Source organism: Pseudomonas sp. KD5 (assembly GCF_012932895.1).
In the GTDB taxonomy this organism is placed as follows: Bacteria; Pseudomonadota; Gammaproteobacteria; order Pseudomonadales; family Pseudomonadaceae; genus Aquipseudomonas.
Map to the genome: position 1 here is coordinate 143,163 of NZ_JDWJ01000005.1, position 25,782 is coordinate 168,944.

Annotated in this window: 32 protein-coding genes; 15 read left to right on the plus strand and 17 right to left on the minus strand. The window is 56.2% G+C overall.

Annotated features, from left to right (window positions below; all coding sequences use genetic code 11):
• Position 1 precedes the first annotated feature (1 nt).
• The 7 genes from AF70_RS12805 to AF70_RS12835 all read right to left on the minus strand — a co-directional run bounded on the left by AF70_RS12805 (position 2) and on the right by AF70_RS12835 (position 5,443).
• The gene (locus AF70_RS12805; RefSeq protein ID WP_028939308.1) at positions 2 to 1,117 is read right to left on the minus strand and encodes a DUF2586 domain-containing protein; all 1,116 of its coding nucleotides are present in this window, start codon (positions 1,115 to 1,117) and stop codon (positions 2 to 4) included.
• 11 nt (positions 1,118 to 1,128) lie between these two features.
• Entirely contained in the window at positions 1,129 to 1,809 is a 681-nt protein-coding gene (locus AF70_RS12810; protein WP_028939307.1) for a virion morphogenesis protein, read from the minus strand.
• Positions 1,799 to 2,248, minus strand: a complete 450-nt coding sequence (locus AF70_RS12815) for a phage tail protein (RefSeq protein WP_028939306.1) — start codon at positions 2,246 to 2,248, stop codon at positions 1,799 to 1,801. Before AF70_RS12815 ends, AF70_RS12810 begins: the two co-directional genes overlap by 11 nt.
• Positions 2,245 to 2,706: a head completion/stabilization protein gene (locus tag AF70_RS12820; protein WP_028939305.1), complete on the minus strand. Its 462-nt coding sequence runs from the start codon at positions 2,704 to 2,706 to the stop codon at positions 2,245 to 2,247. The genes AF70_RS12815 and AF70_RS12820 overlap by 4 nt, the downstream gene beginning before the upstream one ends.
• Before the next feature lie 97 nt (positions 2,707 to 2,803).
• The gene (gene gpM, locus AF70_RS12825) at positions 2,804 to 3,517 is read right to left on the minus strand and encodes a phage terminase small subunit (RefSeq protein WP_028939304.1); all 714 of its coding nucleotides are present in this window, start codon (positions 3,515 to 3,517) and stop codon (positions 2,804 to 2,806) included.
• Positions 3,517 to 4,533 carry a phage major capsid protein, P2 family gene (locus AF70_RS12830; protein ID WP_032830951.1) on the minus strand — a complete coding sequence of 339 codons (1,017 nt, stop codon included), beginning with the start codon at positions 4,531 to 4,533 and terminating at the stop codon, positions 3,517 to 3,519. Before AF70_RS12830 ends, gpM begins: the two co-directional genes overlap by 1 nt.
• A 1-nt stretch (position 4,534) precedes the next feature.
• The gene (locus AF70_RS12835) at positions 4,535 to 5,443 is read right to left on the minus strand and encodes a GPO family capsid scaffolding protein (RefSeq protein WP_028939302.1); all 909 of its coding nucleotides are present in this window, start codon (positions 5,441 to 5,443) and stop codon (positions 4,535 to 4,537) included.
• A 162-nt stretch (positions 5,444 to 5,605) separates the two neighbouring features.
• Between AF70_RS12835 and AF70_RS12840 the strand changes: the two genes are divergently transcribed.
• From AF70_RS12840 to AF70_RS12850, 3 genes are all read left to right on the plus strand, one after another.
• Complete coding sequence (locus AF70_RS12840) at positions 5,606 to 7,669, plus strand: terminase large subunit domain-containing protein (RefSeq protein WP_028939301.1); 2,064 nt, start codon at positions 5,606 to 5,608, stop codon at positions 7,667 to 7,669.
• Positions 7,581 to 8,459, plus strand: a complete 879-nt coding sequence (locus AF70_RS29830) for a phage portal protein (RefSeq protein WP_028939300.1) — start codon at positions 7,581 to 7,583, stop codon at positions 8,457 to 8,459. The genes AF70_RS12840 and AF70_RS29830 overlap by 89 nt, the downstream gene beginning before the upstream one ends.
• Positions 8,460 to 8,524: 65 nt before the next feature.
• On the plus strand, positions 8,525 to 8,782 hold the full coding sequence (locus tag AF70_RS12850; RefSeq protein WP_081791031.1) for an ogr/Delta-like zinc finger family protein: 258 nt from the start codon (positions 8,525 to 8,527) through the stop codon (positions 8,780 to 8,782).
• 50 nt (positions 8,783 to 8,832) lie between these two features.
• On the opposite strand, the gene AF70_RS12855 is transcribed toward AF70_RS12850, so the two are convergent.
• Both AF70_RS12855 and AF70_RS12860 read right to left on the minus strand, forming a co-directional pair.
• Positions 8,833 to 9,042 carry a hypothetical protein gene (locus AF70_RS12855; protein ID WP_028939299.1) on the minus strand — a complete coding sequence of 70 codons (210 nt, stop codon included), beginning with the start codon at positions 9,040 to 9,042 and terminating at the stop codon, positions 8,833 to 8,835.
• Positions 9,043 to 9,103: 61 nt separating this feature from the next.
• A complete protein-coding gene (locus AF70_RS12860) occupies positions 9,104 to 9,454 on the minus strand; it encodes a helix-turn-helix domain-containing protein (RefSeq protein WP_028939298.1) in 351 nt (116 codons plus the stop codon).
• An 84-nt stretch (positions 9,455 to 9,538) separates the two neighbouring features.
• Between AF70_RS12860 and AF70_RS12865 the strand changes: the two genes are divergently transcribed.
• The 8 genes from AF70_RS12865 to AF70_RS12900 all read left to right on the plus strand — a co-directional run bounded on the left by AF70_RS12865 (position 9,539) and on the right by AF70_RS12900 (position 15,658).
• Positions 9,539 to 9,751 carry a DNA-binding protein gene (locus AF70_RS12865; protein ID WP_028939297.1) on the plus strand — a complete coding sequence of 71 codons (213 nt, stop codon included), beginning with the start codon at positions 9,539 to 9,541 and terminating at the stop codon, positions 9,749 to 9,751.
• A 29-nt stretch (positions 9,752 to 9,780) separates the two neighbouring features.
• Complete coding sequence (locus AF70_RS12870; protein WP_028939296.1) at positions 9,781 to 10,260, plus strand: YmfL family putative regulatory protein; 480 nt, start codon at positions 9,781 to 9,783, stop codon at positions 10,258 to 10,260.
• The gene (locus AF70_RS12875) at positions 10,257 to 10,622 is read left to right on the plus strand and encodes a hypothetical protein (RefSeq protein ID WP_028939295.1); all 366 of its coding nucleotides are present in this window, start codon (positions 10,257 to 10,259) and stop codon (positions 10,620 to 10,622) included. Before AF70_RS12870 ends, AF70_RS12875 begins: the two co-directional genes overlap by 4 nt.
• Before the next feature lie 71 nt (positions 10,623 to 10,693).
• Positions 10,694 to 10,939 carry a hypothetical protein gene (locus AF70_RS12880; RefSeq protein ID WP_028939294.1) on the plus strand — a complete coding sequence of 82 codons (246 nt, stop codon included), beginning with the start codon at positions 10,694 to 10,696 and terminating at the stop codon, positions 10,937 to 10,939.
• 2 nt (positions 10,940 to 10,941) lie between these two features.
• Complete coding sequence (locus AF70_RS12885) at positions 10,942 to 13,635, plus strand: toprim domain-containing protein (protein ID WP_028939293.1); 2,694 nt, start codon at positions 10,942 to 10,944, stop codon at positions 13,633 to 13,635.
• A gap of 25 nt (positions 13,636 to 13,660) precedes the next feature.
• Positions 13,661 to 13,990 carry a hypothetical protein gene (locus AF70_RS12890; protein WP_028939292.1) on the plus strand — a complete coding sequence of 110 codons (330 nt, stop codon included), beginning with the start codon at positions 13,661 to 13,663 and terminating at the stop codon, positions 13,988 to 13,990.
• Positions 13,991 to 14,003: 13 nt separating this feature from the next.
• Positions 14,004 to 14,207, plus strand: coding sequence for an AlpA family transcriptional regulator (locus tag AF70_RS12895; protein ID WP_081791030.1), 204 nt, complete (start codon positions 14,004 to 14,006; stop codon positions 14,205 to 14,207).
• A gap of 95 nt (positions 14,208 to 14,302) precedes the next feature.
• Positions 14,303 to 15,658 (plus strand): Fic family protein, encoded by a 1,356-nt coding sequence (locus tag AF70_RS12900; RefSeq protein ID WP_028939291.1) that lies wholly within the window; start codon positions 14,303 to 14,305, stop codon positions 15,656 to 15,658.
• Between the two features lie 20 nt (positions 15,659 to 15,678).
• On the opposite strand, the gene AF70_RS12905 is transcribed toward AF70_RS12900, so the two are convergent.
• Positions 15,679 to 16,890, minus strand: coding sequence for an integrase family protein (locus AF70_RS12905; RefSeq protein WP_028939290.1), 1,212 nt, complete (start codon positions 16,888 to 16,890; stop codon positions 15,679 to 15,681).
• Positions 16,891 to 17,353: 463 nt separating this feature from the next.
• Here AF70_RS12905 and AF70_RS12910 point away from each other — a divergent pair, with 463 nt between their 5' ends.
• Positions 17,354 to 17,908: a hypothetical protein gene (locus AF70_RS12910; RefSeq protein ID WP_018926809.1), complete on the plus strand. Its 555-nt coding sequence runs from the start codon at positions 17,354 to 17,356 to the stop codon at positions 17,906 to 17,908.
• Positions 17,909 to 17,959: 51 nt separating this feature from the next.
• Here the strand turns inward: AF70_RS12910 and AF70_RS12915 are convergent, their stop codons facing one another.
• The 5 genes from AF70_RS12915 to AF70_RS12935 are packed head-to-tail and all read right to left on the minus strand — an operon-like array spanning position 17,960 to position 22,990.
• Entirely contained in the window at positions 17,960 to 18,277 is a 318-nt protein-coding gene (locus AF70_RS12915; protein ID WP_028939289.1) for a cytochrome C oxidase subunit IV family protein, read from the minus strand.
• Between the two features lie 13 nt (positions 18,278 to 18,290).
• The gene (locus AF70_RS12920; protein WP_026286474.1) at positions 18,291 to 19,004 is read right to left on the minus strand and encodes a heme-copper oxidase subunit III family protein; all 714 of its coding nucleotides are present in this window, start codon (positions 19,002 to 19,004) and stop codon (positions 18,291 to 18,293) included.
• Positions 19,005 to 19,010: 6 nt separating this feature from the next.
• The gene (locus tag AF70_RS12925; RefSeq protein ID WP_028939288.1) at positions 19,011 to 19,697 is read right to left on the minus strand and encodes a cytochrome c oxidase subunit 3; all 687 of its coding nucleotides are present in this window, start codon (positions 19,695 to 19,697) and stop codon (positions 19,011 to 19,013) included.
• Positions 19,694 to 21,469 (minus strand): cytochrome c oxidase subunit I, encoded by a 1,776-nt coding sequence (ctaD, locus tag AF70_RS12930; protein WP_028939287.1) that lies wholly within the window; start codon positions 21,467 to 21,469, stop codon positions 19,694 to 19,696. The genes AF70_RS12925 and ctaD overlap by 4 nt, the downstream gene beginning before the upstream one ends.
• Before the next feature lie 48 nt (positions 21,470 to 21,517).
• Complete coding sequence (locus AF70_RS12935) at positions 21,518 to 22,990, minus strand: cytochrome c oxidase subunit II (protein ID WP_028939286.1); 1,473 nt, start codon at positions 22,988 to 22,990, stop codon at positions 21,518 to 21,520.
• A gap of 308 nt (positions 22,991 to 23,298) precedes the next feature.
• Here AF70_RS12935 and AF70_RS12940 point away from each other — a divergent pair, with 308 nt between their 5' ends.
• The 3 genes from AF70_RS12940 to AF70_RS12950 all read left to right on the plus strand — a co-directional run bounded on the left by AF70_RS12940 (position 23,299) and on the right by AF70_RS12950 (position 24,523).
• Positions 23,299 to 23,634 (plus strand): hypothetical protein, encoded by a 336-nt coding sequence (locus tag AF70_RS12940; RefSeq protein ID WP_018926814.1) that lies wholly within the window; start codon positions 23,299 to 23,301, stop codon positions 23,632 to 23,634.
• A 265-nt stretch (positions 23,635 to 23,899) separates the two neighbouring features.
• Complete coding sequence (locus AF70_RS12945) at positions 23,900 to 24,079, plus strand: type II toxin-antitoxin system HicA family toxin (protein WP_007984690.1); 180 nt, start codon at positions 23,900 to 23,902, stop codon at positions 24,077 to 24,079.
• 36 nt (positions 24,080 to 24,115) lie between these two features.
• Positions 24,116 to 24,523 (plus strand): type II toxin-antitoxin system HicB family antitoxin, encoded by a 408-nt coding sequence (locus AF70_RS12950; protein WP_008036180.1) that lies wholly within the window; start codon positions 24,116 to 24,118, stop codon positions 24,521 to 24,523.
• A gap of 50 nt (positions 24,524 to 24,573) precedes the next feature.
• On the opposite strand, the gene tam is transcribed toward AF70_RS12950, so the two are convergent.
• Together tam and AF70_RS12960 are read right to left on the minus strand one after the other, a co-directional pair.
• Positions 24,574 to 25,344 (minus strand): trans-aconitate 2-methyltransferase, encoded by a 771-nt coding sequence (gene tam, locus AF70_RS12955; protein ID WP_028939285.1) that lies wholly within the window; start codon positions 25,342 to 25,344, stop codon positions 24,574 to 24,576.
• A 71-nt stretch (positions 25,345 to 25,415) separates the two neighbouring features.
• Positions 25,416 to 25,745 (minus strand): YXWGXW repeat-containing protein, encoded by a 330-nt coding sequence (locus AF70_RS12960; protein WP_018926816.1) that lies wholly within the window; start codon positions 25,743 to 25,745, stop codon positions 25,416 to 25,418.
• Positions 25,746 to 25,782: the final 37 nt, after the last annotated feature.

The following is a 25,782-nucleotide window of genomic DNA, read 5'->3' on the forward strand; positions in this document are numbered from 1 at the left end:
GTTACTCCGAATCGTCGTTGGAAAGATCGAGGGCGATGTTGGCCATCAGGTCTTTCGGGCAGTTGAGGGGCCGGATCTTGATGTAGAGCTCGACCTTGGTTTTGCTGAGCCACACCAGGACGATGTCGCCGTCCTTGGGCGCCTCGATCTCACCAGGGAAGACCTGGCCGGCGAACGTGGCGGACTTGGCCATCTGGCGCAGTGGTTTCATCAGCGCGCTGATCGCGGCGACCATACTGTTGGGGGTGTTGTTAAGTCGGCGATCGGCGACGCGGCGGATCAGTAGCGGGCGCACCTGGCGCGCGGCTTTGTCAGCCAGGCGCAAGTACTCCACCACCTGAAAGTCGCTTGCCGGTGCATCGAGCATGTTGCCGTCGCCCCAGAACACGCCCGGGTAATCCGGGTAGGTCTGCGACACGGAGAAACGCGCCTTATCCAGCTCGGCACGGATCGCCGATGGCAGCGGTACGCCTTCGACGTCAGCCGGAACCGCGCCCAAGCCCAGCACCGCACCGGAAGCCACACGCATGGGGCTGTCGGCAATGCTCACGGCAGCATTCGCCAGGCGACCGGCCAGCACGCCCAGGTCATTGCCGTGCAGCTGAGGCACGACCAGGACACGCGGCGCGGCCAGATCGGCAGTGATGGCCCGCTGCTCGAGCAGGTATTGATCCCAGGTCTGCAGCACGGTGATGCCGGCACTCGCCGCCATGACGAATGCACGGCGGCCGTAGACGTTGTTCAGCGAGATCGCCGCGTCATGCATGGCCGACAGTTGTGCGGCAGTGGTCACCGGTTTGGTGATCACCACCGCCTCGACCGAAAAGCCCTGCTGCTGGGCGTTTTCCAACGCTTCGGACCACTCACCGTCCGCCGCGATCGGCGCCGCCAGACAGGCCCAGCGATCGCCACCATTCAGTCGGGCGGCAGTGATCTGGGTTTTCAGGTCACTGGCTGGAATGCCCAGCGCGCTGTCCAGATCGCTATCGTTATTCAGAGGGATCAACTGGCCGATGCTCTTCGCGCCGGGGCCGATGAAAAGGAAATAGCGCTCGATCTCAGTCACGGCACCCTGGCCCAGATTGAGATTGTTTACGCTGACTTTGCCGAGTGCCATGCAGTGCCTCGCTAGCGGGGTGAATTAAGGATTTGTTGGAGCACCTGGTTCAGCAGCAAGCCGGTGTCTCGTTCGGTGCTGACGCCGATGAACTGGCGCTTGGGCAAGGGGATTTCCCAGCTCTGCGCGCCGCTGCTCTCGGCTTTTTCATCGCCCAAGATTCGGATCAGCAGCCCCGCCTTGGAGTAATTCACATGCTCCTGAATCCAGGCCACTGACGGCCGGGACAAAGATTTTTTGCCTTTCTGGCGAACCTTGAAGCCCAGACGACGCAGGCGCTTGGCCTGCTTTTCCGTGGCAGCCAGGCCCACGGGAACAGTGTTCCACTTGCGCATTTGGGCGGCGGTGCGACGCTCGCTGACGCCGTTGTGTTGCTGTGCGGCGACCCAGCTGGTCAGCGCGTTACGCCACCCCAGTTCGGCTTCGTCAGCGCTCACACGGGTGACGATCATCAGCTTGGCCAGGCCGGCTTCCATCTTCTTCTTGCCTTTGGCCGGCCCCTTGCGCGCCTCGAAAGGCGAGCCGTCCAGGTTCTGCTGGTCCCGTGCCCGCTTGCGGCTCATCGTCCGCACGCGCTTGGTGACGTTGTTCAGCAGACGCCGGCGCAGCTGCGGCGGCAGGCTGAGCAACGCCAGCTGCTCACGCACGCCCAGGTAGCCCCGGGCATCGAGCTCGAAGGTGCTACGCGCCACGGGTGCCCACCTCGCCGTGCTCGGCAATCCACAAGTCAAACGGGACAAATGCCCAGGTCTTGCCGAAGGCCTCGATCTCGCCGGCGGGATCTTCGGCCAGGTATTGCGGCTCGTTGAACTCGAGGGTGATGTCCACGTCGGCCAGGTCGTTGTCGAGCATGGTGATGTCGAACTTCGGCGCCGGCAGTTCGTCGCGGTCGCGCTCCTGGTCATTGGTTTCAAGCCAGCTACCCACCAGGGCCATCAGACGCCCCGGGTGATCGGCAAAACGCTCCAGCGCGATCGTGGCGCTGTAACGCATGTCACCCATGCGCAGGCCGTCGAGGTCGGGTTTCCAGATCAGCTCCAGGTTCACCTGGTCGGTCCAGCTGTCGAGCTGTTCCGGCAGCACCAACTGCCGCTCGATCAGGTACGTGGTGAGGGCGCGAAGTTTGATCACAGCAGCACCGCCGTAATGCGGCCACGGCCCTGCAGCGAGCGGACCGCCTGCTGGCTAAACTCGAGGAAGGTTTCACCACGCTCGGGCAGCTCTTTGCCGGTGTTCTCCGCACTTTCGCGGCGGTTCACCGTGGCGAACTGGGTCAGCAAGCTGGCTTTGGCACGGCAGTAAACAGCACGCTTGTACGTCGCGGCGTGAAATGTGCGCTCAGGTAGCACCATAGGGTCGGCAGATTCCACGACCGTAACTCCGGCGTTCTGCCACTGGCTTTTGCGCTTGGCCAGGTCGCCGTTGACCTCGATCATCGCAGTGGTCAAGTCTGTGACCAGCATCTCTACCAGGTACTCCGCCGGCAGGCGGTAACCCTTCTGGAACTCAGCCAAGGAGAGGTTCGGCCAGAAGCCGTCGTTCTCGATCGCCTGTTCCACAAAGGTGGTGGGTTTCCCGGAAAAGCTCATTGCTGGGCACTCGAATAGGGGCGGGAAAACTGTTTCAGTGGGTCAGGCCATAAATGGTTGGCTCACATCCACAGTTTCTCGCCGGGGGGGTAGTCGGTTATTCGGGGGCTTTGTTAGCCAGTTCTTTTGTCAGAGCCTTGCGAGCACCTTCTAGGCGCGTGCCGACACCAATGCCTTCGTACAGCGCTTCCGCACGTTCGAAGTGAGTGATGGCTTTCGCAAAGTCGCGCTGATCCAAGGCCAGAATCCCCAGCTGCTTGTGATAGCGAGCCGGGATGCGCTCGAAGAGCTTCCATTCACCATCCACCAAGGGCAGCAGGTCGGAGAGGTAAGGTTCGGGGCTACGCTTGGCCTTGTACTCAGCCTCAGCCCAGTCGATCACCTCATCCGCGACAAAGGTCGGCACATCACGTTTGAAACGCTCAGGCAGCTGCTGGTTTTGCCCCATCGCGAAGTTCGCCAGGTCCAGGCCGGCTTCGAACTGCGCGGTGTCGAATAGCCAGACCAGGACCTGCATCACTACCGAGTTCGGGAAACTCAATCCGGAATCGCGGTAGCGCTGCACATAGTCCAGGTACTTGGGCAGCAGCTCGTCACGCTTGAGTTGCTGACGCAGTTCGCGGCTATTGATCGCGCTGATGCGCTCCAGGTCCTGCGCCAATGCGTCTTCCATCAGCTTCAGGTGTTTCTTGCCGTTGGCTGGACTGGACAGCGCAGTGGCGGATGAATAGGCCATCGCTTCGGCACCGGCGCGGGCAGCTGCTGGACCGTCGGCCTGAATGCGGCGTTTGTGCGCCAGTGCCAGGCTCATCAGATCAGCTCCACTTTTTCAGCGGCCGCGAACTTCTCCAGCTGCTCGATCACGTAGCCTTCGTTGCGACCGTTGTAATCCTCAACACGGGAACGTTTCGGGTTCTCGATCAAGTGACGGCGCCAGCTGCTGTCCTGGAAGTAAATCGACAGGTTGTCCCAGCTGGTGACAACAACGGCGTTGACCGGGAAGTGCGGTACGGTGAAGGTCGGCAGACCGCCGTAGGTCGCAATGACCTGCGCGCTTTCAATGCGTTCTTTCTCAGTCGGTTTGCCAGCCTGATTCGAATACAGCTTGGCCTTGTCGCTCGCCAACAGATCACTGCCAACGATGGCAATCAGGTCACCGCCGTCACGGAACACGGAGTCGATCATCTGCTTGACGTCGTGCACCAGGGCGTCGAGGTTTTCGTAGTCGCCACCAGCGCCGAGGGTGATTTTTCCTGCGGTCGCGCCTTCCTCAAGAACCTGCTCAGGGATCTGCTCGCGAGCGATTTGCAGCCAGCCCTTGTTCACGTCCTGCAGCATCGGGTTGGTGGTCAGATTGGTCTGGGGGGCTGCGGTCAAGCCGTGCCAGCCAATCATGATGCGATCCAGAGCGATTTGCTTCTGCACTGCCGCCGAGTAGCGATCGGCAAAGTCCGGGAACTTCGCCCAGCTGTCGATCTTGGCAAACGGCAGGCCAACGTCCGACTCAGTGTGGAACAGCTCGTAGCCCAGGCCGTTCAGGTCAGAAACGTCTTTCGCTTCGCGGTCGGTGGTCTTGGTGTTGGTGCGGCTGGTCACTGGACCATTCACACCGAACATGACCTTCTCGCCCTTGATCTCAGTCACCGGCACTACGTTGATACGTTCGAGGAAATCCGCCCGCTCGGTGATCTTGTCGTTCAGTTCCTGGGCAATGCTCGGCTCGACGTTGAACTGGCGAGTCACGTCGACACCGTAGGTTTCGGCGATCGCTTCACGCAGCGAGGTGTATTGCTTCAGAGCACGATTGCTCAAAGATTGCTGGCTCATGTCACAGCACCCGCTTTTTGATTTCGGTGGAACCGGTGGTTTTCGGCAGAGGCTGACCGGTGGTGGTATTGAAGGCTTTTTCCAGCAGCGCTTCGATGCGATCGAGACGCTTGCTGTCGCCGCCTTTCTTGGCGAACTCGCGATCCGTTTCGGCTTCCGTCACGATGGCGTCGACGGCTTCTTTCACGTCATCGACTTCAGTGGTCGCCGGGTCGGTGACTTCAACAGTCGCCGGTTCGATCACAGCGGCGAGGCCGGTGACGACGAGGCCGAGTTGTTCGATCAAGGCCTTCAACGCCTTGGCTGTAGCTTCATCCATTGGGGGTTTGCTCTCGGTGGGGGTGGTCTGGGTCGTTTCGGTGGGGGTTTCGTCAACAGCGAAGCGCTTAAACAGGCGGGTCAGCATGTTGGTCAACATGCCAATCTCGCCCTTGGGCTCCTCATCACCCAGCACGCCAAGAGGTACAGACGCGGCGTAATGCACGGGCTCGCCGGTTTTGCGGGAAAAGTAGAGTTCCTGGGTGCCCAGGCTGGCCGGCGAATCGGTCACGGCAAGGCCGGACAGGTAGGCTTTGCCGCTGTTCGCGAAGTTGGGTGTAATTTCGATGCTGGTGAACAGCTTCTCGCCCTGGTCATTGAGGCAGAGCAACTTGTCATTAGGCTTGAGCTGGGCTTCCAAACCGACTTGGCCCGGTTCCAGATCGTCCGCTTCTTCCACCAGGCGTACCGCGAAGACGGTCCCGTAGGAACCGGGCCAGCGTTCGTGTTCACACCAGATCACCGCCGTGTATTTGGTTGGGCTGTAGGTCTCAGCGATATCACGCAGTTCCTGGGGAAGGATCTCGCGACCATCAGCGGTGGTGCCGCTGGTGGCGACACGTTTCCAGAACGAAACAAGGGAACGGGGCATGGGCGATAACTGCGCTCAATCGGTGATTTGAGCCGCCACGATATGCACCGGCCCACCACCAAACAAACGGTTCACTTTTGCTTTGGTCCTATTTCGCGGATATAGGTCAACCCCGGATTTTAAGCCCACGTTTACAGCGTTTTCGCCGCATAGACTGCGGCCATGCCATACGCCCCCGAACTTAAAGAAGCTGCTAAACGCCTCTATTTGCGCCGCTGTAAGCCGCGTGAAATTCAGGCGCAACTGTCCCTGCCCAATATCCGAATCATTTACTACTGGATCCGCCAGGGTGAGTGGGACGACATGCTGTCGGACGAAGAACCGCTGACGGCAGTTGGCCGGCGAATCACCCTCCTCCTGGACAAATCCACATCACTGACCAAGGGCGATCTAGACGAGCTCGATCGCCTGACTACCGTCCGCGATCGGCTGTTGAAGCAATCCGCGAAACCGGTACCGGCGTCGATCGGTGATCCGCCGGCGGACGATGGCCAGCGTAAAGAAGGACAACGGAACGAGCGCCGGGAGCGAGGCGATCGCAACGACAAGGGCGGGAAGAAGCGCGAGAAGAAGGCAAAAAACGAAGTCGGCGAGCTGACCGAGGTGGACTTCCTCGACAAGTTCATCAGCAAGATGTACGGCTACCAGAAGGAGTTGTTTGCCGCCAAACAGAACCCGCTGACTTGCCGAATCCGGAACATCCTCAAAAGCCGCCAGGTGGGCCTGACCTACTACTTCGCCGGCGAAGCGTTCATGGACGCCGTGCTGACCGGCGATAACCAGATTTTCCTGTCGGCCAGCCGTGCCCAGTCCGAGATTTTCCGCAGCTACATCGTGTCATTCGCACAGGAGTGGTTCGGCCTGGAGCTGACCGGCAACCCGATCGTGCTGAGCAAAAACGGCAAGCCATGGGCCGAGTTGCGTTTCCTCAGCACCAACAGCAGCACCGCCCAGGGTCACCACGGCCACGTCTACGTTGACGAATATTTCTGGATCCGCGACTTCGAAAAGCTCAACACCGTCGCCAGTGCCATGGCCACGCATAAGAAATGGCGTAAGACCTACTTTTCGACGCCGAGCGCTGTATCGCACCAGGCCTACCCGTTCTGGACCGGCGAGAAATTCCGCAACAGCAAACGCAAGAACGCCAAGGATCCCTGGCCGAGCGAAGCCCAAGCCGCGGCTGGCTCGCTGTGTCCGGACGGGCAATGGCGCAAGGTCATCACCATCCTCGACGCCATCGCCGGCGGCTGCGATTTGTTCGACCTCGAGCAGCTGCAGCTGGAGTACGACGAGGACAAATTTCAACAGCTGTTCATGTGCAAGTTCATCGACAGCACGCAGAGCGCCTTTTCCCTGGTCGACCTAGAGCGCTGTTATTCCGACCTGTCGTTGTGGACCGACTACGACCCCGACGATCCACGCCCGTTCGGCAATAGCCCCGTCTGGATCGGCTACGACCCCAGCCGCACCCGCGACGATGCCAGTTGCGTGGTTATCGCCCCGCCGCTCGAGGATGGCGGCAAGTTCCGAATCCTGGAAAAGCACAGCTGGCGCGGGCAATCGTTCAAGTACCAGGCCGACCAGGTCAAGAAACTCACCGAGCGCTTCAACGTGCAGCACATCGGCATCGATACCACTGGCATCGGTTACGGCGTGTTCGACCTGGTGCGCGACTTCTACCCGCGTGCGACCTCGATCCACTACAGCCTTGAGACCAAGAACACCTTGGTGCTCAAGGCACAGGACACCATTCAGGGCAGTCGCATCGAGTGGGACGCCGGCTGGAACGATATCGCTCAGGCCTTCCTGACGATCAAGCGCGGCACCACCGGCGGTGGTCAGGTGACCTACAGCGCGTCACGAACCGACGCCTCCGGTCATGCCGATATTGCCTGGGCGATCATGCACGCCCTGGCCCATGAACCCCTCAACACCAACAAACAGCGGCGCAGCCGCTACACATTTAGCGGATCAAGCACCCATGGGCAAACCAGCAAAAAACCAGCAGCAACTGCCGGCAACCGGTCCGATGCGGGCGTTTTCATTCGGTGCACCGGAACAGGTTCTGACCGAGAACATCGGGCACTACCTGGGCGTGTTCGCCACCCACGACGGACGAACCTACACGCCACCGGTGTCACGCCAAGGCCTGGCCAAACTGCTGCGCGCCAACGCGCACCACGGCGCCATTCCGGGATTCAAGCGCAACCTATTGCTGCGTGAGTTCGTATCGTCCAAAGGCTGCTCGATCAAGACCATGAGCTGTGCAGCGCTGGATTTTATGGTGTTCGGCGAAGCGTACTTCCGCCGTAACCGCAACGCGTTCGGCCAGGTGCTGGAGATGGACCACCTGCCCGCGATCAACATGCGGGTCAAAGTGGGTGGCGGGTTTGTAATGCTGCAGAAGGACGGCAAAGAGTTGGAGTTCAACGAACACGAGGTTGAGCACGTCATGAACTATGACGTGGAACAAAACATCTACGGCGTGCCTGAGTACCTGGGCGGCATGCAGGCGTTGCTGCTCAATGAAGCCGCTACCCTCTTCCGCCGGCGCTATTACAGCAACGGCGCCCATGCAGGCTACATCTTCTACACCAACGACCCGAACCTGACTGAGGACGACGAAGAGTCGTTGCGCGAACAGATCAGTGCAAGCAAGGGTGTGGGCAACTTTCGCTCGCTATTCGTGAACATCCCGGGCGGTACCGAGAAGGCAATCCAGATCATTCCTGTTGGGGATTTCCAGGCCAAAGACGAACTGGAGAAGGTCAAGAACATCACGCGCAACGACGTGATCGCGGCTTGGCGCATGAACCCCGCATTGGCCGGCATCATCCCGGAAAACAACGCAGGCTTTGGCGATATCGAGAAGATCGATCGGGTGTACACCAGCAACGAAATTCGCCCGATCTGCCAGCTATTCAACCAGTTGAATGACTCGTTACGCGAAGACAGGCGATTCACCTGGAGAACTCAAAAAGACACAGTTGATTCCACTACACAATCCGCATAAGCAAGAGTTTGCCACTGTATATTGTGGCAAGATAGTGGCGATTGACTGCCCTGGGGAGGGACACAATGCGAGTTATTTGCAAATGCGGACACAAAGGGCGAATCGCTTCGCGAGACCAGTTATCGGAGGATTTTGCGAAGCTCTATTGTCAGTGCCTGGATGCAAAGTGCGGGCACACGTGGGTTGCGAATCTGACGTTCTCCCACACGTTAAGCCCGTCGGCTCAGTCATTCGAAAGAATGTTGTTCGACCGTTTGAGAGACATGCCAAGTGCAAAACAGCGTGAGTTGTTTGAGCAGTTGGGATCACAAGCGAGGGTATAAGTCGCAAACCGCCGACTCAAAGATGTCGGCGATCGATTACTTCGAATGATCTATTTCAGGCACAACGACTGGGGGCTATCAACTGCAGACCCTTTTGGGTTGGTAACCAGAATTTCAGTGACCCGACGGACTTGTTGCTGGTCCAGCTCACCTAAACGACGGTAGAGCTCGATCAGACGGTGTTCAATTTTCGTCAGACCAGGCCATTCGAATTCGGTCATTCCAACGCGGTCGCGTTCATTTGTCGTGCGATCCAACATGCTTACTACTCCATAAGTGCATTGCTGAATCGATTATCCGGGCGGGAACTGGCTTTAGACGTTAATTCCTATGGCGGGCGGCGTCGTCGGCCATGGCTTGCAGGAAACGACGAATGGCTTCCTGGTCGAACGGCGTGATGCTCCTGTACTGCGTCACGAGTCGATCTTCTATCTCGGAAAGCGCGTCATTTGGCAGTGTGGCGCGAACACCATTGACGATAAAAGCCACGTCGAAACCCAGCTCACTGGCAGCCAGACTCAGGTAAGACGCCGGAGCATCGCTAGCACCAGACTCATAGTTGCCTTGGGTACGTTTCGAGATACCGAGCTTTTCTGCGAGCTGGTCTTGAGTCAGCCCCGCCTGAGCACGCAGTTGTCGCAGACGCGCGCCAATCTCTTCTGAGAGAGTCAAATTTTTTCCACTCTTGTATTTACATTGGCAATCTTTTGCCACATCCTGCGCTTGCCATCACACGAAAGCGCAAGGAATTGCACTATGCACAACACCACCACCCCCGAGCAAGCCCGCCAACAAGCGCGTGAAGTCTTGGAAAAGCGCGGTCAGTCCGCGAAAGACTTTGCTGTATTGCACAACCTGAATCCCAGCACCGTCTACGCAGTGCTGAGCGGCCAGAGCCGTTGTCGCCGTGGGGAGGCACATCGTGCCGCCGTACTACTCGGTATCAAAGACGGCGTGATTGAACAGTAACGGCACTGGGCTACAGGGAAAAGCAGAATATGGAAGACGCAGTTCTAAAGACTCGCCGGGAAGTTGTCAGCGCAATTATTTGCAGTTACCCAGGTGGACGGGAATGTGCTGCAGCGCGCATCGGTTTGGCGCTGAAAAAATTCGATAACCACGCCTATGAGAACAACAACAGCCGACCACTGACCGACGCTCAGCTTTTTCAATTGGAGCAAGAGTCCGGCACTCAGCATTTGCCCACCTACGTTGCGGCTATGTACGGCGGTTTGTTCGTTCCAGTCCCAGATCCAGAAACTATGGATAACGTCGAGATGTACACCCTCTCGGTACAGGTCGCCGCCAAGCGCGGCACCGTTGACCAAGAGATCGCCAAGGCATTGGCGGATGGATGCATCACCGAGCTCGAGGCGGAACACATCCTTAATGCTCACAACCTACACATGGCGGCACGTCACGCCGAAGTGCTCGCATCCATTGACCTGTACCGCAACAAATCAGGGGCTATCCAATGACTGACCAGCCTGCAGTACAGCAATATCAGGACATCCTCAAATCCGCTGCGCTTGGGTTCCTGGAGCGCCACCGATGCGAACATCTGAGCCACGATCAGCAGTTGTTCGACCGCGCAGTGCAGCACCTGGTTACCGACTATGACGTCCTGACGACGATGGCTGAAAAGATGGTGCACCTGGCCTGCAGCGATATGTCAGCGGTACGCGACCGGCATCGTCTGGACATCGTCAGCAGCACGTCGGCGCACACCGTCATCATCGACCCTGCCACCGGTAGCGCTTGGTCCATCCCGGTCAGCGTTATCTATGAACGCATTCTCAACGCACCGGACAACGGTCGCTTCCGCGTAGCCGCACCGTAACACCCCACCCAATAAACCGCCTGCCTCCCCCGTGGGTTTGGGTGAGCTGCGTCCGAAATTGAGGTTTGACGATGGAAAACGCCATGAACATCAACGCAAAACTGACGCCAGGTCAGGCCCAAGCGCTCTTGGCCAGCCTGCGCGAGCAATACCGTCTCAGCCTCAATGATCTTTGGTACGCGGACCAATATCGATTGATTCCCGATGGCCTACGCCACGGATCAATTCTTGCCAACAGCCCTGTGATGGCCGCGCAGAAACATCTGATCGGCGCCCTCACCCAAAGCCTCGGCCTCAGCCTCAAAGTAGCGAAATAACCATGAGAGACGATCTGCGTCACGACGTCCTGCAGCGTATCGAGTCCGAATTCGGCCTTAAACACCGTGTCCCCACTAACTACATGCGGGGTGGCACTTGTCCCAAGTGCAACAAAAAAGAGCTGTATACCCGCTTCGACAGTCCGTGGCAGCTCATCTGTGGCCGTCAGGAAAAGTGCGGCCACACGGTGCATGTGAAAGAGATCTACGACGACCTCTTTGAAGACTGGAGCAAGCGCGTTCCCGCTACTGAGAACGCCCCAACAGCAACTGCGCGTGCATACCTAGAGTTTTCCCGCGGCTTCGATATTTCATTGATCGGCGGTTGGTTTACACAGGAGACGTACTACTCCGCTCAGCACGATGCTGGCAGTGCGACGGTACGCTTCGCCCTAGAGAAAGGCGGATATTGGGAACGCCTGATCGACAAGCCTGCGCGCTTCGGCAAGATGAAGGCCCGCTTCAAGCCTGGGGAGTCCTACAAAGGTGTGTGGTGGTGCCCGCCGTGCGTCGACGTGCTCGAGGCGAAAGAGATCTGGATTGTCGAGGGCATCTTCGACGCGCTTGCCCTGGTGCACCACAACATCGCCGCCGTATCAGCGATGTCATCTAACGCCTTCCCTGCCGACTCTCTGCAAGCCTTGGTGGCGGCTCGCCCAGGCAACCTGCCAAAGCTGGTTTGGGCGCTTGATAACGAACCAGGTGCGCACGCTTACACCAAGCGCTGGGTCCGTATGGCCCGCGAACTGGGCTTCACCTGCGAAGCAGCGCAGATCCCCCAGAGGGACAACCGCAAGGTCGACTGGAACGATCTGCACCAGCGTTGGCAATTCCTGGACGAAGGCGAGAAGCGTGATGCTCAGGTCGACAAAGACATTACCACCGCCCGGCACCACGGTGCCCTTCTGATCGCGGAGAACGCCACCGAGAAGGCCTTGGTGATGTTCGACTGGAAGCGCCGCAGCGAATTCCACCTGGAGTTCGGCAACCGCCTGTACTGGTTCAAGCTCGACCTGGAGAAGTACAACAAGGCGATCCAAGAGCTCGAGGACAGCGACCACCACGATGATCAGCAGCTGAACAACAAACAAATGCGGGCCAAGGCCATGCAGCAGTGCGGCGCGCTGCAGCGCATTGCTACCTGCAACCCCAAGGCCCTGTACTACCAGGAAAACAAACTCACCGACGAGTCCTGGTACTACTTCCGGATCACGTTCGCCCACGATGCGGCGCCGATTAAAAACACCTTCACCAGCTCGCAGATCGCCTCGTCTGCAGAGTTCAAGAAGCGCCTGCTCGGCATTGCCCCGGGCGGGATGTTCACTGGTACCACCCAGCAGCTGGACGCCTTCATTGAGGAGCAAACCGACGCCCTCAAAACCGTTCAGACCATTGACTTCACCGGCTACACCCGTGAGCACAGCGCGTACGTCTACGGCGACGTGGCGGTGCGCGATGGGAAAGTGTTCAAGCTGAATGAAGAGGACTTCTTCGACATGGACCGGCTGAGCATCAAGACTCTCAGCCAGTCGGTGATCCTCAATCTGAACACGGACCTGGAGAAGTTCGACACCGAGTGGATGGACATCATCTGGCAATGCTTCGGTGCCAAGGGCCTGGTCGCGCTCGCCTTCTGGTTCGGCTCGCTGTTCGCCGAGCAGATCCGGCAGCACCAGAAAAGCTACCCCTTCATGGAAATCATCGGTGAGCCAGGCGCCGGTAAGTCCACGCTGATCGAGTTCCTATGGAAGCTCTGCGGTCGTATCGACTACGAGGGTTTCGACCCAACCAAGGGCACCCCAGTTGCTCGAGCACGTAACTTCGCCCAGGTCGGCAATCTGCCGGTGGTGCTGATCGAATCGGAGCGGGAAAAGACCGATGGCAGCCAAACCAAACAGTACGATTGGGACGAACTGAAAACCGCCTACAACGGCCGCAGCGTCCGCTCAACCGGTGTAAAGAACAACGGCAACGACACCCGCGAGCCTCCTTTCCGTGGCGCTGTGGTCATCGGCCAGAACCACGCGGTAAACGCTTCCGAACCCATTCTGCAACGCTTGGTGCACATCGCCATGACGAAGGATGGACAAACGCCGCAAACCAAACTGCAGGTGGAAAAGCTCGAGCGTATGCCGGTCGACCGCGTCAGCGGCTTCCTGGTCAAGTCCACCATGATGGAAAGCAAGGTGATGGAGACCGTCCGCGAAAAGGGCCCCAAATATGAACAGCATCTGCTGGCCCTGCCTGAGATCCGCACCGTCCGGATCGCGAAGAATCACGCTCAGCTGCACGCCCTAGTCGATGCCCTGGTTCACGTTGTCCCACTGAAAAAACATCAGGTGGACGCGGCCCACGCCGAGATCCAGAGCATGGCCAAGGAGCGCCAGCTGGCGATTAACGCTGATCACCCGATCGTCGTCGAGTTCTGGGAGCTGTACGAGTACTTGAACAGCACTGCAGGTGGGCTCAACCACTCCCGCAATGACGGCCTGATCGCGGTGAACCTCAACGACTTCGCCAAGGAAGCCGCAGAGAAACGCCAGAAAGTCCCGGACCTGACTGAGCTCAAGCGCCATCTGAAAACCAGCAAATGCCCAAAGTTCGTTGAGACCAACAGGAACGTCTGCTCGGCATGGGATACCGATGCCGCTGAAAAACCGAAAACCGTGCGGTGCTGGATCTTCCAGGCTGCCTGATACCACTAATAGAGGAAATCCCCTGATGCAAGTCCAAGTCATCACCGGTGACGGCAGAGACGGATCAACAAACATGCTCAAGCACTTAATGGAGTTACGGGATTGGATCAGCAAACCAGCAACCGTTTATGCAGAGGCCTACGGCGCCACCGGTCTCGTCGAGACTCTTAAGGTTCGTGCAGCGAATGAGAAGGAAATTCTAGTGTTGGACTGCAGCAGAGAGCAGATCCAAGCACTGCTGCAATGGCAGTCAGCAACTGACGACATGATCGAGCTCGAGGACCTAGTGCTTCACCTGGTAAGGCGAGTGAGCTCATCAGGAACACTACAAAACGAAGGGGGTCGTCGTGAGTAGGCTGGATCGCTTCATGCGGGAGAAAGAAGTGCTGGGGGTGACTTCGCTATCTAGAACCACACTTTGGAGGGAAATAAAGAGAGGAAGATTTCCTAAGTCGGTTGTGATTTCTGCTGGGCGTGTGGGATGGCGAGAGTCGGCAATTTCAGCGTGGCAGAAAGCGCCTGACTGTTGGATAGCCGATGACCTAACTGATTCCAACAAACGCACAAGGTAGAAATGTGTCGAGAGCTGCATTTCAGTTTTTTGAGAAATTGAAATGCACCTATGATCTAGGTATGCTCCATTTCAAATAGAAGGAATTTTGAAATCATGGTCAAGTCACCGCCAAAGCTGATGCCCAATCCGTTTGAGATAATCATTAGAGATCATGCCAAGCAAACGGGCGCTTATCTCGAGCTCAGCCAAGCACTCGACGCGCAAGGTCGCTACCTGCATTTCGACAAGCTACGTTTCAGATTTCCTAAAGAATTAGATGCCAGCTTGGCTTGGTCGGTTGTTAGAAATGCGAGAAATCGGCAACTAACGCCAGTAATTGAACTTGGTGAACCACCGAAAACATGTAAATTTCTATACACACCTGCTATGCATATCGCAGTATCCGCCTGCGATCAACATACGACTACCGCCGCGCTAGAATGGATGTGCTCTAAAATCGGAGAGTCCAAACAGCTACAGTATTTACTAAATGATCTTGTTGAAGATGAAGCGATCAGCAGTAGCCAACTTGAAGGTGCCGCAACGACTACTAAAGCCGCAAAGGACTTATTAAAAAGAAAACGCGGCGCCAGAACACCAGATGAAAAGATGATCATCGGCAACTTCAAGATGATGGGACATGCTTGGGAGTGTAGAGACAGAGAACTTTCACTTGACTTGATAACCGACCTGCACCAAGTTGGTGTAGAAGGAATAGACGATGACCGCTATCACCCCGGCGAATTCCGAAACAATGATGATATTGTAGTGGAAGATGGAGACGGCAATGTGGTTCATCAGCCGCCATCAGCGGAAAATTTACAAAAGCGGCTGCAATCAGTAATTCAGTGGGTCAATACAAACCACACCGACATAAACAGTCAAAATTACATTCACCCAATGATAAAGGCGATCATTCTCCACTTTATCATTGGCTATGAGCATCCATTTCACGATGGCAATGGAAGGGTCGCTCGATCGTTATTTTATTGGTATTTATTTAAGCGCGGTTTCGGGGGCTTCAGATACATAGCTATAAGCACGCTATTAAAAATAGCTCCGATAAAGTATGGAAAGAGCTATCTATACACCGAAACGGACGATATGGATCTAACATATTTCATTGACTACCAATGCCGTGTCATAGCACGTGCCATCAGGCAATTTAAGAAAAATTACGATGCAGCTGTAGAAGCTATAGATCAATTTAATACATTCCTCTATGCGTCCGGACTATTTGGAAAACTCTCAGACAAACAGAGAATCATCTTCAATGTCGCCAGAACTGGAAACAGTAAATTTTTCACTGCAACCAATGTAAAAGAAAACCTAGGCTGTGCTTACAATACAGCTTCAACTGCTCTTAATGGCCTGGTAGATTTAAAGCTTTTCCGCAAGGTAAAAAATGGGAACGAATGGGTTTACTCCATGATTGAGCCAAAACAAATATTAAAAGCATGGGACAAATAGAGGCCGCACAGCGGCCTCACCTAATTAGGTTTCGCTGCAATGACGTTTTTCTGTAGCCATATGGCCCAGCGTTGCAGCGCTTTCTTTTTTTCATTGAAATAGTCATAACGATCGTAGTGCTTTGACGATACATCTCCGAATGCATGTCCCTGGATGCGATCCTTAAGCTCTTTGCTCAATTTCGCAACGCCCATCAATGTCTTACAGGTCCGTCGGATATCACGCAGCGTAAACGGGCCATTAAACTTATCCGTGTGCCGGCTGTAGAGTTTGGTCACAGCACGGGACAGTGAGTTGGCGTGCAAGGCACTGCCCTCGACCTTACCTTCAAATGGATACGTACTTGTTGGACTAATTTCATCCATCGCCTTCAGACTCTGGCGCATCAGTTTGTTATAGGGCACAACATGCAAAGAGCGCTCGCCTTCAGCGCTTCGGCCTTTCTTGTTCCGAATAATCAAATGATCATTTAGGAAATGCCGGCGCTCCGTCGCCAATAGTTGCTCGGGGCGCTGGCCCCCGGACGCGATCAGGAACTTGATAAGCTCCGCCGTGACCAAGCTCAGCTTTTCCGGCAGTAACTGCCACAGTAGGGCTAACTCCTCGACCGACAATGCCCGTTCTCCTGGTGTTTCCCAATCAGCCTGCACGGGAACGCTGGAAACCGGATTGCTCTTCAACCCGAACTTTCTATCATTTTTTTGATAACTACGAGGATTGAACTCCTGTTCCAAGCCCACCTGGAAGGCAGCGTGCAGCTGCGACCGGAGTCGATTGCAGTATGTGGTCACACCGGCAGCGATCATCTTGGCAATAATGTCTCGGATATCGCCCGGTCCAATCAACGCCACCGGTCGATTGACCAAGTCGGGGAAAGGGTCTGACACGTAGTGCCTAAAAGACCACTTAACATCATCAGCGGAGGCCGCACCCTCTGCAGCTAGCTTGCCCGCGTACCCGTCGAGCAGATTCTGGAAGGTGCCAGGCGACACCGAGATTTCCTTCTCCACTCGGCAGAGATCACGAGCCGCGGCTAAACCGAGTGTCGGCCATGTGCCGAGTTTGTTTTTTGATTTCGTTCCATTCACTCGTCGCTGGAAATAGAACTCTTTTGTCCCGTTTGGACGGATCCTCAGTATCAGCACGCCCTCGCCTTTCGCGCTGCGACCGTCCGAGACCGTGTATTCCTTTTCTGCAGGCTTCATTGCCTTGATTTGTTTCTCTGTGAGCATTTGGGGGCCGTTACTGGGGGCCGTTGGCCTGAAATAAGGGGTTTTTCAGTGAAACAGCATGAAATGACCGACTTTCTGCAAAGCCCCGTTTCCTCTGGGTTTTCGGGGCGTAAGCATACATCCCGCCCCTGTATGAAACACTACCTGCCTAAGCTTCCCAAGCTGATAACGAGGGTTCGATTCCCTTCACCCGCTCCAATCAGATTTCAGTCTCACGTCGTTTTTTGACGGGGGATGCAGGTAAAGAAAAAACCGGCCTTGATGGCCGGTTTTTTTGTGCCTGGGATTTGGGGGCCCTCCAGTCCTTGACGCCTCCGGCCCCGCATACTAGCGAATGCTATACTTCCTACGGATTGCATGAAGTGTGCAACGTTCCCCACGGGCGCAGATACCGACTGCAAATCTCAGTTTACGGCTGCGGGACAGAGGAGGCCTACGGCCAACACGAGATGGGAGGTGTGGCATGAACCGACACTATTACATCAGTGACAATCTCGACGATCTCGAAGCCCTTGAAACCGAACTGGAAGCCAACGGCATCAATACCGAACAAATTCATGTGCTCAGCGAACAAGTGGCTGATGTTGAAGAACATCATCTCCACGAGGTCAACTCGTTGATGAAACAGGATGTTGTTCACTCTGGCGAGATTGGTGCAGTGGTTGGTGTGCCACTCGCAGCGCTGATCCTTGGCGGTGCCTATTGGCTGGGCTGGACCGAAACCGCCGCTGGCTGGGTACCTTTTATCTTCCTTGCCATTGTTATATTTGGCTTCTGCATCTGGGAAGGCGGCTTTTTTGGTATTCAGGTACCTAACGCGCACTTCCGCAACTTTAAACAGATGGTGGAAGACGGCAAACATATCTTCTTCGTGGATGTTGATCCGAATCAGGAGCCGGTATTGGATCGGGTCATTGAACATCATCCAAAACTGAAGATCGCCGGCACGGGTACGGCATCCCCTCACTGGACAGTCGCCTGGCTGCACAAATGGCATCAGTTCAAGCGAACGATATAACGCCATTTACTGCGGGTTGACCCCGGAGGCTCAAAGCCGTCCGTTGGCTGCTTATTGACCGAAGAAAACGACCCGACTGAGGAAAACGTAATCCGCCTCGGTGGCCATCAGCCCGACGAGCACCAGCAAACACAACGGTGGCACCAATATGGCGTAGACCATGGCCAACCGCTCCCAGGCCATGTGCATGAAGATGGAGACAATTAAACCTGCCTTCAACAACATGAAAGTGATAATCAGGGCCCACCGAAGGTAACCATGGAAGTGAAAATAGTCGACCAGATACGACATCGTGCTGAGGACGAATAACAGCCCCCAGATTTTCAGGTACAAACTGATTGGATGTTGCTGACCCTGAGCATGCGCCATCACCCGTGCTCCTCTACCATAAATAGAAGAAAGCAAAAATAAACACCCACACCAAGTCCACGAAGTGCCAGTAAAGCCCGGCTATTTCGACGTTCTGATAGTTTCCGGAGCGCTCATAATCTCCTCGCATGACTTTCATCGCCACAATGCTGAGATAGATGGCGCCGATTGACACATGCAGTCCGTGAAAACCGGTAATCATGAAGAAGCTGGCCCCAAATTGAGCCGCGCCCATGGGGTTCCCCCAGGGACGCACGCCTTCGGCGATAAGCTTGCTCCATTCAAATGCCTGCATGCTGACGAAGGTCACGCCCAAGGCCGCGGTCGCCAGCATCAGGGCCGTGGTTTTCGCACGATCACGGCGATAGGCGAAGTTAACGGCCATGGCCATGGTGCCGCTGCTGCTGATCAGTACAAAGGTCATGATGGCGATCAGAATAAGCGGGATTTCTCTGCCGCCAATCGTCAATGCGAACACTTCACTGGGGTTCGGCCAAGGGGCGGTGATGGTCATGCGGACCGACATGTAGCCGGTTAAAAAGCAGGTGAATATAAACGTATCGCTGAGCAGGAATATCCACATCATCGCCTTGCCCCAGGGGACCTGCCTGAAAGCCTCCCTATCCGAGGCCCAGTCGCTGGCGATGCCCTGCCATCCCGGGGCAGGCGGCGGGCTTGGTGGATTGGATGAACTTGACTCGGCCGGTGCTAATGGGTGCGATGCCATGGCTTTTCACCTCAGGCCGCAGAATCTGGCGATGGCTTCATAGGTTTGCGGCGTGCTGGTCAGCAGCGCGAAGAGCACGAACCAAAGACCCAATAAGTAGTGCCAATAGGTGGTACAGAGCTCTACGCTGACGCGCAGTTGCGGCAACGGCACGTGACGCAGGAATTTAGCGACGGTTATGCCCCAGGCAATCAGCCCGCCCAGCAGGTGAAGGCCATGCACACCGGTTAACAGGTAGAAGAAACTGTTGGCCGGATTACTGGCGACAAAGTAGCCCCAGGCGACAAACTGCTGCCAGACCCAGAGTTGCCCCACCAGAAAGGCAATTGCAAATACACCGCCCACTACAAAACCCATGGCCGTTGCGTCCAGTCGAGCCTGTCGGGCGGCCATGCGCGACCATTGCAGTGCGATGCAACTCAGTACCAGAAAAGCCGAATTCACCCACAACGGCCATGGATTGGCTAACGGCGCCAAGGGGTCTGTCAGGGGTAGCCAGTCGGCCATTTGTGAGCGGGCAATGAAGGCGAGCAGGAAGAGAAAGAATAACGAACTCACCACCGCCAGAAACAAGCGCAGGCCTACCCTTGCGGCTCGGCTTCTATCGGCGTCGGCCTGAATACCTTCAGGATCGCGATTCCAACTGCCGCCGGGGTCAGCGTCGTCGGCGTTTCTCAATAGCAGTCTGTTCATGTTTTAACGTCCGCTATCTTGGTTCCGGCACTGAGTTGCCGCATTTGCTCCAGCTCCTCGGCAGAGACCGTTTGCGGCACGAAATCCTGCTCTATCCCCGGCACGCTGTAGTCATAAGCCCAGCGATGCACGACCGGCAGTTTCGCTCCCCAGTTACCGTGTACCGGTGGGGTGTTCGGCGTTTGCCATTCCAGACTGGCCGCGCCCCAGGGATTACTGCCTGCGGGCTTACCTTTAAATGCACTCCAGGCCAGGTTGAACACGAACAGCAACTGGGAAACGCCGACGATCAATGCGACCACCGTAATGAAGGCATTCAACTCTTGCGCCGACTGCGGGATGAACGCGTAGTTTTCATAGGCGTAGTAACGGCGCGGCATGCCCTGGAAACCCAAGTAGTGCATGGGGAAGAAAATGGCGTAGGTACCCAGAAAGGTAATCCAGAAATGCAGCTTGCCCAGGGTGTCGTTAAACATCCGCCCGGTGACTTTCGGAAACCAATGATAGATGCCGCCGAATACCACCAGTACCGGTGCGACTCCCATGACCATATGGAAATGGGCGACGACGAAATAGGTGTCCGAGAGCGGAATGTCCACAATCACATTGCCGAGAAACAACCCGGTCAGACCGCCCACCAGGAAGGTGACAATAAAGGCCAGGGCAAACAGCATCGGCACGGTCAGATGAATGTCGCCCCGCCACAGGGTCAACACCCAGTTATAGACTTTCAGTGCAGTCGGCACTGCGATGATCAAGGTGGTGACGGCGAAGAAAAAGCCAAAGTACGGGTTCATCCCGCTGACATACATATGGTGCGCCCAGACCACAAAGCTGAGCACGCCAATCGCAATAATCGCCCACACCATCATTCGGTAGCCGAAGATATTTTTACGCGCATGGGTGCTGATCAAGTCGGAGACCAGGCCAAACGCAGGGAGAGCAACGATGTAGACCTCCGGGTGGCCGAAGAACCAGAACAGGTGCTGGAACAAGATCGGGCTACCGCCCTGATGATTGAGCTGCTGCCCCAGCGAGATCATCGCCGGCATAAAGAAGCTGGTGCCCAACAGCTTGTCGAACAGCATCATGACCGCACTGACAAACAGCGCCGGGAAGGCCAGCAAGGCCATGATCGAGGCCATGAAGATTCCCCATACGGAGAGCGGCATGCGAAACAATGTCATGCCGTGCGTGCGTGCCTGCAATACCGTGGTGACGTAGTTCAGCCCGCCCATGGTGGCGGCGACAATAAAAATCGCCAGAGAGACGAGCATCAGGACAATGCCCCATTCGACCCCGGGTGTCCCCTTGGTGATGGACTGCGGCGGATAGAGCGTCCAGCCCGAACCGGTGGGACCGCCCGGCACAAAGAAACCGGCGAGCAATACCAGTACCGCCACCAGGTAGAACCAGTAGCTCAGCATGTTGACGTAGGGGAAGACCATGTCGCGGGCGCCCACCATTAGTGGGATCAGATAGTTACCGAAGCCGCCCAGAAACAGAGCCGTCAGCAAATAAATGACCATGATCATGCCGTGCATGGTCATCGCCTGATAGTAAGTATTGGCGTCCATGAACGCCAAACTGCCGGGGAAGCCTATCTGTAAGCGCATCAAGTCGGACAACACCACGGCGATAAGCCCCACGAACAGAGCCGTCAAGGAGTATTGAATGGCTATGACCTTGTGGTCCTGACTCCAGATGTATTTGGTCAGGAAACTTTTAGGCTCGTGCAGTGCTTCTGATTCGGCTTGCTCCGCATAGGCCATCACGTCATCCTCCTGTCGAAGTTTCGGTGTACTGCTGGCTGCTTACGGCTATTTCCCTGGCTGCGCCTTGCTCGTATCAGCGTCGGCATTCGCTTTGGATTTGATAAAAGCGATCAGTGCATTCAACTCCTTATCGCTGGGAGCAAAGACCGGCATGACGGGTGCATAACCCTTGACGATTTTGGCAGCGGGATTAAGAACCGAGTCTTTTATATAGCCCTCATCGACCTTGATGCTCGTACCGTCGGCAAGGGTTTCGGTCTTGCCGTACAGACCCTGCCAGCTGGGACCGATGCCCTTGCTGCCATCGACACTGTGGCAGGCCAGGCAGCCGAGCGATTCGGCCAACTGCTGTCCTTGCGCCGCCAGGTCTTCACCTGGGCCCGGCGCTTGGCCGGCAGCAGATTCCTCGCCTTGTCGCGCAGCACCCAGTGATTTGATCAGGGCGATGAGTGCACCCAATTCATCGTCATTGAGAGTATAGGTCACCATGACCGGCGGGTAGCCTTGTACCAGACGGGCCTTCGGATCGAGGATCGACTCTTTCAGGTAAGCCTCATCGACCTGCACGCTGGTGCCATCGGCAAGCTGTTCAGTGCGGCCATACAAGCCCTTCCATCCCGGGCCGAGACTGGCACTGCCATCCTGGCTATGGCAGGCCCCGCAACCGTATTTTTCGACCAACTGGCGGCCTTTTTCCAGCACGCTGTCCTGACTGGGCTTGGCAGCTGTCGATAATGTCTGTGCAAACGTCGGTTGGCTTTTCAGCCATTGATCGAAGGCACCCTGCTCTTCCACGATCATCTGGCCGCGCATGTTGTAATGACCGACACCACAATATTCAGCGCAAAGAATTTCATACTTCCCGGTTCTGGTCGGTGTAAACCAAAAGTACGACACCATCCCCGGCACCATGTCCATCTTGCTGCGGATTTGCGGAACATAGAAATCGTGCAATACATCTTTTGATCGCAGTAAAACTTTCACCGGCTTATCGAGCGGAAGACGAACTTCATTGCTTTTTATCAGTACATCGTCCTGCCCGGCAGGATCATTGGGATCAAGGCCGAGGGAGTTGGTGGAATCAACAAATTTGATATCTGACTTACCCAACTTCCCGTCTTGGCCGGGGAAGCGAAAGGCCCACTGCCACTGTTGGGCGATCACTTCAAGTTCATAGGCATTTTTCGGTACCCGGATAAAATCATCGTAAACAACCAGGCCTGGCGCCAGCATGGCGACAATACCTACCGAAGTAACGATAATTAACCATAGTTCCAGTTTTTTACTTTCTGGTTGGTAGTACGCCCTGGATCCCTCCTTGTGACGATAACGCATCACCGCCACCGCCATAAAAACCGTAATGGCGATGAAGAATATTCCGCTAATGATCAGGGTGATAAACAGGGTGGTGTCTATGGATCCCCAGTTGGAAGCTGCCGGTGTTGCATGCCAAGGCGCGAGTATATGGAAGAGTACTGATGCAATAACGATTAGTATCAAGATAATTGCTATTGCCATGTTCTCTTCATCCTGTTCCTGTTGCTCATTGGTTATGCCAAAGCATCGCCACTGACGTCCAAGCAGGGCCGACAACTGCCACCCATCCCGATGACAAAGTCAGTAAGAAGTATAGAGCCATCGGGCTGTACCGTGAGGCGGGCAAGCGAGGCCCGGTTGCCAGCTATACTCAATGACAGATTACGAACGGCAGGAATCGGCCAGAAGCGGCCCAAAAGGCGAACCCTGCCTATGCGTAACAGTCAGATAAGTGATGACATTGAGAACAACAGCCACAGAATCCAGCAGTCCACGACGGAGATTTCGTCATGAGTGCCCTGACGATCGAAGGCTGGTGCAAGCCCAGCCCCGACCAGAAGTCCATCCCGATCGGTGAGATCCATTTTGACGTCGATGACCCCCTTCATCTGCGTCTGGAGCAAGCTGAAGAACGTCTACAAGAGACCCATGAGCCCGAAGCCATGGTCGATGTCGACATGAGCACAATGGATTTGGTCTTGCCAGAGGGATATGGCCCCTTGTCCGACTGCCAGATGCGCGTCTATCTGCATTACGAGCGCGGTCAGTTCCATTTGGTCGGGCATCGAGCGAGTGATGGAAGCTTGATCTACACCAATGCGGTTTTGATTGATCAGTTGCTTTAGAAACGCCGCATGATGCGCGGGAACGCAAAAACCGGTCCGCAGCGGCCGGTTTTTATGCCTGAAATTTGAGCATTCCTTGCGCCTCAGCGCCGCGGCAAAACCCTGCAATACAGAAAACGGGTTCTACCCAAACCATCGCGACATGCCCTCCTAGACTCGTTTCATGCCGGTCAACCATCCGTATCCAGGGTGGGTTGGTGGTTATAGTGTTGATTAGTGATTTTCAGTAGGTATAGTAACCACAAGCACACCACAGGGAGGTGATGTGAATAGCCGGTTTTTGATAAGCCAAATCGTTGCGGACGGCTGGTATCTGGTACGAATCAGGGGGAGTCATCACCACTTCAAGCATCCGACCAAGCCTGGACTGGTGACGGTTCCTCACCCGAAAAAGGACCTGCTCAAGAAAACGGCCATTAGTATTTTGCAACAGGCGCTGCTCTGACGAACCGATGGACTGCGCCCTCGGAGGATAACAAACATGCTTTACCCCATCGCGATTTCCATGGGTGATGACGAACACGCCTGGGGCGTAGAAGTTCCGGATATTCCAGGTTGCTTCTCCGCCGGGGAAGATCTGGATGACGCCATGGCCATGGCTCGCGAAGCCATCGAAGGTCATTTCGAGATTCTGGCCGAAGACGGATCACCGATTCCGCCCGCCAACAAAGTGACCCTGCATGCGGCTAATCCACAGTACGCAGGGTGTACGTGGGCCGTGGTGGATATCGATGTCACCAAATACCTGGGCAAGGCGCAGAAACTCAACATCACCCTGCCCGGCTATCTGCTCAACCGCATCGATGAGTACGTATTGCACCATCCGGAAGAGAAAAGTCGCTCCGGGTTTCTAGCCTCGGCGGCGCTCAAGGTCTTGCAGCAAAGTTGATAGCCTGAAAATCGGATCAATCAAGGGGACAATGTGTCCCCTTTGATTCGTCAGCGCGTTGCCACCATGAACAACCGCGGAAACGGCAGCAGCACCGAACCATCGCTCAGCGCCGGATAGACCTGCTCGATTGCCGCTTGATACTGCTTGAGATAGTGCACCCGTTCCACGTCATCCAATGGTTCGAGAAAAGGCCGCAAACCGGAGCCTTTGAACCACTCGACCACACCCGATGCGCCGTCCGCGAGCGGATGATAGTAAGTGGTGCGCCATACATCGACGCGAGTGCAGTGGCCACGCAGCATTGAGTAGTAGCCGCTTGCACCCTCCATTTCCGTTCGCTGGCCAGCAGCCCTTGCCAGCTTGTCAGCCCACGGGCCGTTCGCTGCGACCTCGCGCATCAACCGGTGCGACGGTTCGTTGAGGTTATCGGGCATCTGGATCGCCAGGCTGCCGCCGGGCGTGAGCCTGTTTACCAGCGATGGCAGCAGCCTGGCGTGATCCGGCACCCACTGCAGCACCGCATTGGCGAAAATCACATCGAACGGGCCGGTCTCGTTCCAGGTATCAATGTCAGCGGTGTCAAAACGTACCTGAGGCAGGCGCTTGCGGGCGGCCTCGATCATATCGGTCGAACTGTCCAACCCACGCACCGCGGCATCGGGAAAACGCTGCACCAGCAACTCGGTCGAATTGCCGGGGCCGCAACCGATGTCGATGGCCGAACGGACGTCCACCGCAGGGATGGCGGCCAGCAAGTCACGCGCCGGGCGCGTGCGCTCATCTTCGAAAGCTACGTATTGTTTGGCGGACCAACTCATATCGCTCTCCTGTCGGGTGCATTGTTGTCGCCAGGGGCAGACAACCGGTTGGCTACGATACATCGTCCGCGTCAGTTAACCCACGCCCCCACCCGCCAATGCCAGCCATCGTTACGTTGCTCCCAGTGCGGATGCACATAACGATACCCCGGTCGCTCCGGGACCCAGTGGCCATGAACTGCGACATAGCGCCCACCTTCCCAACGCCAGTACCCCCTGGACCAGAGGTAACCCGGTCGCCCCGCGGGCTCTACCTCGACAACGCGTTCCGGTGGCGGCTGCGGTGCGATGACCTCAACATATTCACGCTCCACCGGACGCCGGTCATGAACGACCCGTTCCTGCACACAACCCGCTGCGGTAACCACCACTGCCAGCAACACCATGTAACGTAACAACATGCCGCCTCCTCTGGCTTGAAAGCCAAGTTGAGTGAAC

Coding starts and splice junctions, on each gene's coding strand:
- AF70_RS12805 (WP_028939308.1), bottom strand. CDS start 1,117: ATGGCACTCGGCAAAGTCAGCGTAAACAATCTCAATCTGGGCCAGGGT.
- AF70_RS12820 (WP_028939305.1), bottom strand. CDS start 2,706: ATGAGCTTTTCCGGGAAACCCACCACCTTTGTGGAACAGGCGATCGAG.
- gpM (WP_028939304.1), bottom strand. CDS start 3,517: ATGAGCCTGGCACTGGCGCACAAACGCCGCATTCAGGCCGACGGTCCA.
- AF70_RS12830 (WP_032830951.1), bottom strand. CDS start 4,533: ATGAGCCAGCAATCTTTGAGCAATCGTGCTCTGAAGCAATACACCTCG.
- AF70_RS12835 (WP_028939302.1), bottom strand. CDS start 5,443: ATGCCCCGTTCCCTTGTTTCGTTCTGGAAACGTGTCGCCACCAGCGGC.
- AF70_RS12840 (WP_028939301.1), top strand. CDS start 5,606: ATGCCATACGCCCCCGAACTTAAAGAAGCTGCTAAACGCCTCTATTTG.
- AF70_RS12850 (WP_081791031.1), top strand. CDS start 8,525: ATGCGAGTTATTTGCAAATGCGGACACAAAGGGCGAATCGCTTCGCGA.
- AF70_RS12855 (WP_028939299.1), bottom strand. CDS start 9,042: ATGTTGGATCGCACGACAAATGAACGCGACCGCGTTGGAATGACCGAA.
- AF70_RS12865 (WP_028939297.1), top strand. CDS start 9,539: ATGCACAACACCACCACCCCCGAGCAAGCCCGCCAACAAGCGCGTGAA.
- AF70_RS12870 (WP_028939296.1), top strand. CDS start 9,781: ATGGAAGACGCAGTTCTAAAGACTCGCCGGGAAGTTGTCAGCGCAATT.
- AF70_RS12875 (WP_028939295.1), top strand. CDS start 10,257: ATGACTGACCAGCCTGCAGTACAGCAATATCAGGACATCCTCAAATCC.
- AF70_RS12880 (WP_028939294.1), top strand. CDS start 10,694: ATGGAAAACGCCATGAACATCAACGCAAAACTGACGCCAGGTCAGGCC.
- AF70_RS12885 (WP_028939293.1), top strand. CDS start 10,942: ATGAGAGACGATCTGCGTCACGACGTCCTGCAGCGTATCGAGTCCGAA.
- AF70_RS12890 (WP_028939292.1), top strand. CDS start 13,661: ATGCAAGTCCAAGTCATCACCGGTGACGGCAGAGACGGATCAACAAAC.
- AF70_RS12895 (WP_081791030.1), top strand. CDS start 14,004: ATGCGGGAGAAAGAAGTGCTGGGGGTGACTTCGCTATCTAGAACCACA.
- AF70_RS12900 (WP_028939291.1), top strand. CDS start 14,303: ATGGTCAAGTCACCGCCAAAGCTGATGCCCAATCCGTTTGAGATAATC.
- AF70_RS12905 (WP_028939290.1), bottom strand. CDS start 16,890: ATGCTCACAGAGAAACAAATCAAGGCAATGAAGCCTGCAGAAAAGGAA.
- AF70_RS12910 (WP_018926809.1), top strand. CDS start 17,354: ATGAACCGACACTATTACATCAGTGACAATCTCGACGATCTCGAAGCC.
- AF70_RS12915 (WP_028939289.1), bottom strand. CDS start 18,277: ATGGCGCATGCTCAGGGTCAGCAACATCCAATCAGTTTGTACCTGAAA.
- AF70_RS12920 (WP_026286474.1), bottom strand. CDS start 19,004: ATGGCATCGCACCCATTAGCACCGGCCGAGTCAAGTTCATCCAATCCA.
- AF70_RS12925 (WP_028939288.1), bottom strand. CDS start 19,697: ATGAACAGACTGCTATTGAGAAACGCCGACGACGCTGACCCCGGCGGC.
- ctaD (WP_028939287.1), bottom strand. CDS start 21,469: ATGGCCTATGCGGAGCAAGCCGAATCAGAAGCACTGCACGAGCCTAAA.
- AF70_RS12935 (WP_028939286.1), bottom strand. CDS start 22,990: ATGGCAATAGCAATTATCTTGATACTAATCGTTATTGCATCAGTACTC.
- AF70_RS12940 (WP_018926814.1), top strand. CDS start 23,299: ATGAGTGCCCTGACGATCGAAGGCTGGTGCAAGCCCAGCCCCGACCAG.
- AF70_RS12950 (WP_008036180.1), top strand. CDS start 24,116: ATGCTTTACCCCATCGCGATTTCCATGGGTGATGACGAACACGCCTGG.
- tam (WP_028939285.1), bottom strand. CDS start 25,344: ATGAGTTGGTCCGCCAAACAATACGTAGCTTTCGAAGATGAGCGCACG.
- AF70_RS12960 (WP_018926816.1), bottom strand. CDS start 25,745: ATGTTGTTACGTTACATGGTGTTGCTGGCAGTGGTGGTTACCGCAGCG.